Raw genomic sequence first — 10,040 nt, forward strand, 5'->3', positions numbered from 1 at the left:
GATCATCCATTCCGAGGGAGGCTCACCGTGACCACCACCGCACCCGTCGTCGCTCAACCGGCCGGCGCCGCGCACGCCGCGCGCATCGAGGTCTTCGGCCCGGAGATCGACCGGGCCGAAGAGATCCTGACCCCCGAGGCCCTGACCTTCCTCAACGAGCTGCATCACCGCTTCGCCGGGCAGCGGCACGATCGTCTCGCGGACCGGCAGCGGCGGCGCTACGAGATCGGCAACGGCCGCGATCCGCAGTTCCGCGAGGACACCCGCGCGATCCGCGAGGATTCGGAGTGGCGGGTCGCGGGACCGGGACCGGGCCTCGAGGATCGCCGGGTCGAGATCACCGGCCCGACCGACCCCAAGATGACCATCAACGCCCTGAACTCCGGCGCCCGCGTCTGGCTGGCCGACCAGGAGGACGCGACGAGCCCCACCTGGCGCAACGTGATCGGCGGGCAGCTCTCGCTCTACGATGCGATCCGCGGGCAGCTCAGCTACACGAGCCCGGCGTCCGGGTCCGCGCCGGAGAAGCACTACGAGGTGACCGCCGAGCGCACGCCGACGATCGTGATGCGTCCCCGCGGCTGGCACCTCGTCGAGAAGCACATCCGCTTCACCGACGCGCAAGGGCAGTCGGGGGCCGCCTCGGGCAGCCTCGTCGATTTCGGGCTCTACGCGTTCCACAACGCCGAGCAGCTCATCGCGAACGGGCGCGGGCCGTACTTCTACATCGCCAAGCTCGAGTCGAGCGAGGAGGCGAAGCTCTGGGACGAGGTCTTCTCGTTCACCGAGGAGTACCTCGGCATCGGACACGGGACGATCCGCGCCACGGTGCTCATCGAGACCCTGCCGGCGGCCTTCGAGATGGAGGAGATCCTCTACGCGATGAAGGACCACATCGCGGGGCTCAATGCGGGCCGCTGGGACTACATCTTCTCGATCATCAAGAACTACCGCGGCCGCGGCGCGCGCTTCGTGCTCCCGGATCGCAGCGAGGTGACGATGACGGTGCCGTTCATGCGCGCCTACACCGAGCTTCTGGTGCAGACCTGCCACAAGCGCGGCGCGCACGCGATCGGCGGCATGAGCGCCTTCATCCCGAATCGCCGCGACCCCGAGGTGACCGCCCGGGCGGAGGAGAAGGTGCGCGCCGACAAGCATCGCGAGGCGAACGACGGCTTCGACGGCACCTGGGTGGCGCACCCGGATCTGATCCCGGTCGCGCGGGCCGAGTTCGACGCCGTGCTCGGCGACCGCCCGAACCAGGTCGACCGGCAGCGCGACGACGTCCGCGTGACCGCAGCGGAGCTGCTCGACGTGCGCATCGGTCGCGAGATCACGGAGGCCGGGGTGCGGGACAACGTGTCGGTGGCGATCCGCTACATCGAGGCCTGGCTGCGCGGCCTGGGCGCGGTCGCGATCGACAACCTGATGGAGGATGCGGCGACGGCCGAGATCAGCCGTTCGCAGATCTGGCAGTGGATCCACCAGGATCAGGTCACCGCCGAGGGCACCCGGATCACCCGGGACTGGGTGCGCCGCCTCGTGGACGAGACCCTCGCGGGCTTCGCCCGCTTCGAGGGGGACCGATACGACGACGCGGTCTCGCTCTTCGAGGACGTGGCGCTCGGAGACCACTTCCCCACCTTCCTGACCGTCCCGGCGTACAGCCGCTACCTCGTGGACGCCTGAGCCACCGGCGTGAGCGCGGGTCGGGCGTACGGCCCGCCCCGCGCTCACGTATATTGGTCTCTACCGAGCTGATCGGCGGCGCGCGGAGCCGCTCCGCGCGCCTCCCTCGAGGAGGAGGCCAACGTGACGAAGAAGACCCTCGACAATGCGACCGACACGGGTCACCTCCACGTCGGCAAGGGCCTCAACCAGGGCGCGCTCGGCGTGGTCGGCTCGACCGTGATCGGCCTCGCCTCGACCGCTCCCCTCTACTCGCTCGCCGCCACGCTCGGCTATGTGATCGTCGCGATCGGCGCGCAGGCGCCGCTCGTGTTCATCGTGGCCTGCGTCCCCATGGTCTTCGCCGCCTTCGCCTATCAGGAGCTCAATCGGGAGATGCCCGACTGCGGCACCACGTTCGTCTGGGGCACGAAGGCGTTCGGGCCCGTCATCGGGTGGATCGGCGGCTGGTCCGTCGCCGTGGCCTCGGTCATGGTGCTCGCCAACGTCGGAGAGATCTCGGGCCAGTACTTCTGGCTGCTGCTCGGCAACGAGGAGTTCGCCGACAACCGGGTGATCGTGGTCGCGACGTCGGTCGTCTTCATGGCGGTGATGACCTTCGTCAGCACGATCGGGGTCCAGATCGGCGAGCGGCTGCAGATGGTGCTCATGACGATCCAGATCGCGGCGATGGTGCTCTTCGGCGTGCTCGCCCTCGTCCACGCGCTCGACGGGAGCAACGCCGGGTCCGTGGCCTTCGACTGGAACTGGTTCAACCCGGCGGAGCTCTCGTCCTGGTCCGGCTTCATGGAGGCCGTCCTGCTCGCGCTGTTCATCTACTGGGGCTGGGACACCTGCCTGGCGCTCAACGAGGAGACCAAGAACCCGCGCAAGACGCCCGGGCGCGCGGCGCTCTCGAGCATCGCCGTGCTCATCATCCTCTACGTCGGCGTCTCCGTCGCGGTCATGATGTTCGCGGGCTTCGGAGACACCGGCTACGGCCTCACCAACGAGACGAACCTCGACGACGTCTTCACCGTGCTCGGCGGCGCCCTCTTCGGGCCCTGGGGATGGTTCCTGCTGCTCGGCGTCATGCTCTCGGCGGCCTCTTCGACGCAGACGACGATCCTCCCGACCGCGCGCGGCACCCTCTCGATGGCCGTCTACCGTGCGCTCCCCGCGAAGTTCGCCGAACTGCACCCGAAGTTCAAGACCCCGTGGTTCTCCACCACCGTGATGGGCGTCGCCGCGATCCTCTACTACGTGGGCATGTCGATCCTCTCCGAGGACATGCTCGCCGACTCGCTCACCTCGATGGGCCTCGCCGTGGCCCTGTACTACGCCATCACCTCGTTCGCCTGCGTCTGGTACTTCCGCGGCACCCTGCGCGACAGCGCGCGCAATCTGTGGATGCGCGGAATCCTCCCGGCCCTCGGGGGACTCCTGCTCGGCTACGCCTTCGTGCAGTCGGCGATCGACATGTGGAGCACCGACTACAGCGAGACGGTGCTGCTCGGCGTGGGCGGGGCCTTCGTGATCGGTATCGGGGCGATCCTCGTCGGCTTCGTCCTCATGGGGGTGTGGTGGCTCCGCCCCGGCTCCCGCGTCTTCTTCCGCGGCGAGAGCCTGAACCGCGACACGCCGGTGCTGGTGCCGGACGAGTAAGGGCTCCGGCGCTTCAGCGGCCGCGCTCGGGGCGGTCCGCGCCCTCCCCGCGGGACTCGCTGCGCTCGACCGCGGGGCCGAGCTCGTCGACGACGAGCGTGTCGGTGTCGAACTGCCCGGCGCGATAGGCGGCGCGACCCACCATGTGCGCCGCGATGGGCGCGGTGAGCGACTGGAAGACGAAGACCGGCAGAAGCGCCAGCATCGTCGGGAGCGAGCGGTTCTCGAGCGCGACCGCCGCGATGATCAGCAGCAGGCCGAACACCTGCGGCTTGGTCGCGGCGTGCAGGCGGCTGAGCGCGTCCGGGAAGCGCAGCAGGCCGACCCCCGCCGCGATCGAGAAGCCCGTGGCGCCGAGCACGCAGACGAGGGACACGGTGTCGAGTATCTGGTCAAGCACGGCTGCCTCCCCGCCCGCTCTGCGAGCGCGCCTCGCCGCCGCCGGGCGGCGTCGAGCGGTTGCGCGCTTCGCGATCCCCCGGCAGCACCACGCCGTCGTCCGGCTCCGGCAGCCGCGCACGACGACGCACGTAGCGCGCCACCACGACGGTCGCCAGCACCGCCGTCGCGGCGATCACGGTCATCAGCGCGATCCCGTCCGTGTGTCCGCGCAGCACCATGTCGGAGCCGACGGTGAGCATCAGCGTCGTGAGGAGGACGTCGCCGGCGATCATCCGGTCGAGGATGGTGGGGCCGCGTACGATGCGCACCACGGCGCAGAGCGCGGTGGCGGTCAGTCCCGCGATGACCGCGATCGTGACCAGGGAGTGGAACGTGACCGGGTCGTTCATCTCAGCGCCTCCACCTCTTCGCGCGAGCCGACGGCGCGGATCAGCATCTCCTCGATGCGGCGAGCCGCGCTGCGCGCGCCGCGGATCTCCTTCTGCGTCGGCGTGTTGAGCACGTGCAGATACAGGGTCGACCGGAAGCGGTCGACCTCGGCCACCACGGATCCCGGGATGAGCGAGACGGTGAGCGCCACCATGGTGAGCAGGAAGTCGCTGCGCGTGCGCAGGCGCACCGCGATGATCGACGTCTTCGGCGGGCTCCCCGGCCGTATCGCCAGCCAGGCCACCTGGAAGGAGGCCGCGGCCAGGTGCCAGATGAAGTAGACGAGATAGCGGAACGCCCACCAGAGGTTGAGCCTCCCGGCCACCTCCACCGGAGGCAGATAGAACAGGCGCATCGCGATCACCGAGACGAGCAGGCCGCTCAGCAGCGAGAGCAGCGAGACCTCGCGCCAGAGCGCCATCCAGGTCACCACCAGTCCCATCAGGAGCGGCAGCTCGTGCAGGTGCACGACGGGTTCGAAACGGTGGCGCCTCATTCGCCCGCTCCTCCCTCGTCCGCGACGTCTCCGGCGTCGTCGAGCGCGGTTCGGCCGCTGCCGCTGCCGGGCGCGCCATCGCGCTCGCCGCCCTGGCTCTCGCCCCCGAGGATGCGGGAGACCAGCTGCCCGGGCTCGGTGAGGGCCTCTCCGGCTCGCGCGGAGTAGGCGTAGAGGGGTCCGGCGAAGATCGTCAGCCCGACGCTGACCGCCACCATCCCCGCCGTCGCGGCATACATCAGCCGAGGCGTGTCGCGCTGCTCCTGACGGGGCTGCGCATGCGGCGCGTCGTGCAACTGCTCGAGCAGCGCGGTCTCGCGGCCCTCCAGCAGGAGCGCCTCGGTCGTCGGCGGCTTCGGGGCGTTCGGGCCGCCCAGGGCCGCGGCTCGGCTGCGCCAGAACGCCAGGCTCCAGGCCCGGGCGAGCGCATACAGCGTCAGCAGCGAGACGAGCGCGCCGACGCCCATGAGCCAGTAGGCGGCCGGGGTCGCGAGCTCGGCCGCCGACGTGAACAGGCCGAGTTTGCCGATGAACCCCGAGAAGGGCGGAATGCCGCCCAGATTGAGCATCGGGATGAAGAACAGGACCGCGATGACCGGAGACGCCCGCAGCATGCCGCCGAGCTGCGTGAGCGAGGTGGTGCCGCCCTCGCGCTCGATGAGCCCCACCGCGAGGAACAGCGTCGTCTGCACGATGATGTGGTGGGCGATGTAGTAGATGGTGGCGGCGTAGCCGGCGCTGCTGGCCATGGCGAGACCGAAGACCAGATAGCCGATGTGGCTGATCAGCGTGAAGGAGAGCAATCGCTTGATGTCGAGCTGCGATATGGCTCCGAGGATGCCGACCAGCAGCGTGAGCGCCGCCACCACCATCAGCACGTCGCCGAGCCGACTGTCGGGGAACAGCAGCGTCTGGGTGCGGATCATCGCGTAGACGCCCACCTTGGTGAGCAGACCCGCGAACACCGCGGTAACCGGCGCCGGTGCGGTCGGGTACGAGTCCGGCAGCCAGAAGGCGAGCGGGAACACCGCGGCCTTGATCCCGAACGCGATGAGCAGCGCGATGTTCAGCAGCACCTGCACGTCGAGGGGGATCTCGGCCAGCCGAACGCTCAGCTGGGCCATGTTCACGGTGCCGGTGGCCGCGTAGACGAGACCGATCGACGCGAGGAAGAGGATCGACGAGACCAGCGACACCACGACGTAGGTGATGCCCGCGCGGATGCGGGGGCCCGTGCCGCCCAGCGTGATCAGCACGTAGCTGGCCACGAGCAGGATCTCGAAGCCCACGTAGAGGTTGAAGAGATCGCCCGCGATGAAGGCGTTGCAGACGCCCGCGCCGAGGACGAGATAGGTCGGGTAGTAGATCGAGACCGGGGTCTCCTCGTCGCCGTCCGCGAGGCCCTGCCCGAGGGAGAACAGCAGCACGCCCAGCAGCACCAGCGCCGACACGGCCAGCATCAGGGCGCTCAGCCGGTCGACCACGAGCGAGATCCCGAACGGCGCCGCCCAGCCGCCGACCTGCATGACGAGCGTTCCGTAGACGTCGACGGCCCACATGAAGGCGACCGCGAGCAGCAGGATCGCCGTCAGGGCGCTCAGGGTGATCGCCTGCTGCGCGCGGCGACGGCCGGGCAGCGCCATCGCGAGCGCCGCGCCGAGCAGCGGGATGAGGACGACGAGCGGCACGAGCGCGGTCATGAGCGCGCCCCCTCGCCGACGCCTCCGGCCGGGCCGGGCTCACCGGCGCCGTCGGCGGAGTCGTCGTCAGAGTCGTCGTCGTCAGAGTCGTCGGGGAACTCGGGAGTGGAGGCCAGCTCCTCGTCGGTGACCTCCTCGGTCGTGAGGGACTCGGCCGCGGTGAGCGCGGCGTCCTGCTCGTCGTCCTGCACCGCGTCCTCGCTGCTCCGCGCGAGGCGCCAGGCGCGGTAGATCAGCGCGAGGATGAACGCGCTCACGCCGAAGGTGATGACGATGCTGGTCAGGATGAACGCCTGCGGCAGGGGGTCGCTCATCTCCTCAGGCTCGGCGGTGCCGTAGAGCGGCGCGGCGCCGAACGACCCGCTCGTGAGGAAGAGCAGCAGATTGGTGGCGTTCCCGACGAGCAGGAAGCCGAGCAGGACGCGCGTGAGGCTGCGGTCCAGCAGCAGATAGACGCCCCCGGCGTAGAGCACGACCATCACGGCGACCAGCGCGAGCGGCATCGTCATCGGGCACCTCCCGGTCCGAGGTCGACGGTCGGCGCGGGGGTCGGTTCGGCGTCCGCCTGATCTCCCCCGAGATCCTTCTCCTCCTGCTCGTCGATCTCCGCGCCCAGACTGCGCAGCACGTCGAGGACGAGACCGAAGACCACCAGGTACACGCCGATGTCGAAGAAGGTGGAGGTGACGATCGGCACCACTCCGAGCGGGCCCAGGTCGAGATCGATCCAGGCCGAGGCCAGCGCCGACTGGCCGAAGAAGAGGGGCAGCACCGCGGTCGTGGCCGCGATGGCCAGGCCCGCCCCCAGGATCCGCCCGGCGTCGATGGGCACGGTCGCGCCGAGCTCGTGCCGGCCGCCGGTGAGGTAGCGGGCGACGAGCGCGAGCCCCGCGACGAGACCTCCGGCGAAGCCGCCGCCCGGCGTGTTGTGGCCCGTGAGCAGGAGGTAGAAGGAGAGGAGGATCAGGGCGTGGAAGGTGAGGCGCACCACGACCTCCAGCAGGATTGAGCGTCGGGAAGGGTCGAGGTTGCGCCCGGCGAGCAGCCAGGTGCGGCGCTGCGCGGGATCGTTCGGATCCTCGACGCGGCGCAGGATCTCGTTCACCTGGGAGCGCGCCGCCCGGCGCGTCAGCTTGGGCATGGTGTCGACGCGCGTGCTGAGGAAGACGAGCGAGGCGACGCCCGTGGCGGCGGCGAGGATGACCGAGAGCTCGCCGAGGGTGTCCCAGCCGCGGATGTCCACGAGCATCACGTTGACGACGTTCGCACCGTGCCCTCCTTCATATGCCAGTTCCGGCATGTTCAGCGAGATCGGATCTGCCACGCGCGCTCCCAGCGATATCAAGGCGAGCAGCCCGAGCACGACGCCGACGCCGGTGCCGATCAGTGCCCGGATCAAGCGCCGGCTCCTCGTCGCGCGCACCCCGATGTGCTGGGGCAGCCGACGGATGACCAGGATGAAGGCGATCAGTGTGACCGTCTCGACGAGCGCCTGGGTGAGCGCGAGATCGGGAGCGCCGTGGAGGGCGAAGATCGCCGCCATGCCGTAGCCGGTGACGCCCACCAGCACGACGGCCTGGAACCGCGTGCGCGCGCGCAGCGCGAACACGGCGGCGGCGATCATCACCACGGCGATGCTCAGCTGAGCCGGGGAGCTGGTCAGCACGAGCTGATCGGGCAGGCTCTCGCTGAGGATCAGAGTCCCCCCGAGTGCTGAGACCATGACGGCCAGGATCACCGCGAGGTAGAACGGCAGCGATCCTCGCTGGGTGAGCGCGGTCAGCCGGACGGCGAGCACGTCGATCCAGTGCGTCAGCAGCCAGTAGGCATGGGAGGCCGAGAAGCGTTCGGGCAATGAGAACACGGGGGCGGACGAGCGACGGATCAGCGCCCAGGCGAGCAGCGCGCCGAGCGCGAGCACGCCGAGCGAGGCCCAGAGCGCCGGGGTGAGGCCGTGCCAGAGCGCCAGGTGCTCCGCGGGATCCGCGGTCGGGCCTGCGGCGCGCTGGATCCACGGGTCGAGCAGGGGCGCTGCGACTCCGCCTGCGATGACGAGCACCACGAACACCGCGGGCGCGATGAGGATCGAGGGCGCATCGCGGTGGAGCATGGTGCACCGCTGCGTCCCCGGCTTCGTGGCGAAGGCGCCCCAGAGGAAGCGAACCATGTAGGCGACGGTGAGCACGCTCCCGAGGAGCACGGCGGCGAAGGCCAGCACCGCGATCGGACGCTCGGCGCCCACCGCGATGAGCTCGGTGAAGGCGGACTCCTTGGCCACGAACCCGATCAGCGGCGGCAGCCCCGCCATGCTGGCCGAGGCGAGGGCGGTGACCGCCGCGAGCATGGGCAGCTGCCTGCCGAGCCCGCTCAGCTTGCGCAGGTCGCGCGTACCGGCGCAGTGGTCGATGATGCCGACTGCGAGGAACAGCGGGGCCTTCGCGATGGCGTGGGCGAAGAGCAGGGCGAGCCCGGCTACCTGGGTGCGGGGATCGGCGACGCCGAGCACCATGACCAGAAGGCCGAGCTGGCTGACGGTGCCGTGCGCCACGATGAGTTTGATATCGAACTGCTTGAGCGCGCGAATGCCTCCGCTCAGCATCGTGATCGCCCCGAGCACCACCAGGGTCTCGCGGTAGCCCGGTACGTCGCCGAAGCCGGGCCCAAGGCGCGCGATGAGGTAGATGCCGGCCTTGACCATCGCCGCCGCGTGCAGATAGGCGCTGACGGGCGTGGGCGCGGCCATCGCGCCGGGCAGCCAGAAGTGGAACGGGAAGATCGCGCTCTTGGAGAGCGCGCCGGCGAGCAGCAGGTAGACGGCGACCGTCGCGAGCGTGCCCGTGGGCGGGCCCGCGATGATCTCGCTGAGGTTCGGCGTGCCGGCCGCGGTGGCGAGGATGACGAGGCCCACCAGCATGGCGAGGCCGCCGAACGTGGTGACCATCAGCGCCTGGAGGGCCGCCGAACGGCTCGTGCGCTGCTTTCCGGCGTGCCCGATCAGGAGGAAGGAGAAGACCGTGGTCGCCTCCCAGAACACGAACATCAGGTAGACGTTGTCAGCGATCACCAGGCCGAGCATGCTGGCGGCGAAGCCGATGAAGACGCTGCCGAAGCGGGAGAGGCCGTCCTCTCCGTCCTCGAAGTAGTTGCGGCAGTAGAGCAGGATCAGCGCGCCGGCTCCCGTGACCAGCAGCGCGAACATCCAGGAGACGGTGTCGAGGCGGAAGGTGAGGGCGAGGTCGAGTTGGGGCACCCAGTCGACCGACTCGAGGAGGATCTCGCCGCTTCCGATCGCGGGTCCCTGGACGGCGAAGATCACGAACGCGGCGCCGAGGGCGAGCGCCAACAGCACGAAGACGTTGCGGCCGAATCGGCGGATCAGCGGGTAGGCGAGGAGTGCGAGGGTGGAGAGCGCGACCAGCAGGGTCGTCATCATCCCCATTCGCAACCTCCGTCCCGCCCCATGGGGGCTCCCGAACATCTTATCGGAGGCGGCCTGCGAGACGGAAAGTCGGCGGGGGCATGAAAAAGGGCCGGCCTCGTGATCGAGACCGGCCCTTTTCTGTGAAGGGGGTTCGGCGGTGTCCTACTCTCCCACACCCTCCCGAGTGCAGTACCATCGGCGCTGTCAGCCTTAGCTTCCGGGTTCGGAATGTGACCGGGCGTTTCCCTGACGCTATAAC

At 69.7% G+C, this 10,040-nt stretch carries 8 protein-coding genes and 1 rRNA gene; 2 read left to right on the plus strand and 7 right to left on the minus strand.

Annotated elements, in window-relative coordinates; all coding sequences use genetic code 11:
* Window positions 1–84: 84 nt before the first annotated feature.
* Window positions 85–1,689, plus strand: a complete 1,605-nt coding sequence (gene aceB, locus J4H92_RS08715) for a malate synthase A (RefSeq protein ID WP_341783047.1) — start codon at window positions 85–87, stop codon at window positions 1,687–1,689.
* A 123-nt stretch (window positions 1,690–1,812) separates the two neighbouring features.
* Entirely contained in the window at window positions 1,813–3,333 is a 1,521-nt protein-coding gene (locus J4H92_RS08720) for an amino acid permease (RefSeq protein WP_208097784.1), read from the plus strand.
* 13 nt (window positions 3,334–3,346) lie between these two features.
* Here J4H92_RS08720 and mnhG read toward each other — a convergent pair whose 3' ends face one another.
* The 7 genes from mnhG to rrf all read right to left on the minus strand — a co-directional run.
* Window positions 3,347–3,733 carry a monovalent cation/H(+) antiporter subunit G gene (gene mnhG, locus J4H92_RS08725; RefSeq protein ID WP_208097785.1) on the minus strand — a complete coding sequence of 129 codons (387 nt, stop codon included), beginning with the start codon at window positions 3,731–3,733 and terminating at the stop codon, window positions 3,347–3,349.
* A complete protein-coding gene (locus J4H92_RS08730; RefSeq protein WP_243752150.1) occupies window positions 3,726–4,124 on the minus strand; it encodes an MrpF/PhaF family protein in 399 nt (132 codons plus the stop codon). The genes mnhG and J4H92_RS08730 overlap by 8 nt, the downstream gene beginning before the upstream one ends.
* On the minus strand, window positions 4,121–4,660 hold the full coding sequence (locus J4H92_RS08735; protein WP_208097786.1) for a Na+/H+ antiporter subunit E: 540 nt from the start codon (window positions 4,658–4,660) through the stop codon (window positions 4,121–4,123). The genes J4H92_RS08730 and J4H92_RS08735 overlap by 4 nt, the downstream gene beginning before the upstream one ends.
* Window positions 4,657–6,360, minus strand: coding sequence for a Na+/H+ antiporter subunit D (locus J4H92_RS08740; RefSeq protein ID WP_208097787.1), 1,704 nt, complete (start codon window positions 6,358–6,360; stop codon window positions 4,657–4,659). The genes J4H92_RS08735 and J4H92_RS08740 overlap by 4 nt, the downstream gene beginning before the upstream one ends.
* Entirely contained in the window at window positions 6,357–6,869 is a 513-nt protein-coding gene (locus J4H92_RS08745; protein WP_208097788.1) for a Na(+)/H(+) antiporter subunit C, read from the minus strand. The genes J4H92_RS08740 and J4H92_RS08745 overlap by 4 nt, the downstream gene beginning before the upstream one ends.
* Window positions 6,866–9,790: a Na+/H+ antiporter subunit A gene (locus J4H92_RS08750; protein WP_341783045.1), complete on the minus strand. Its 2,925-nt coding sequence runs from the start codon at window positions 9,788–9,790 to the stop codon at window positions 6,866–6,868. The genes J4H92_RS08745 and J4H92_RS08750 overlap by 4 nt, the downstream gene beginning before the upstream one ends.
* A 140-nt stretch (window positions 9,791–9,930) precedes the next feature.
* Window positions 9,931–10,040: ribosomal RNA gene (gene rrf / locus J4H92_RS08755) — 5S ribosomal RNA — on the minus strand; the annotation flags it as partial.

Origin of the sequence: Leucobacter weissii, assembly GCF_017565745.1 — a bacterium.
In the GTDB taxonomy this organism is placed as follows: Bacteria; Actinomycetota; Actinomycetes; order Actinomycetales; family Microbacteriaceae; genus Leucobacter; species Leucobacter weissii.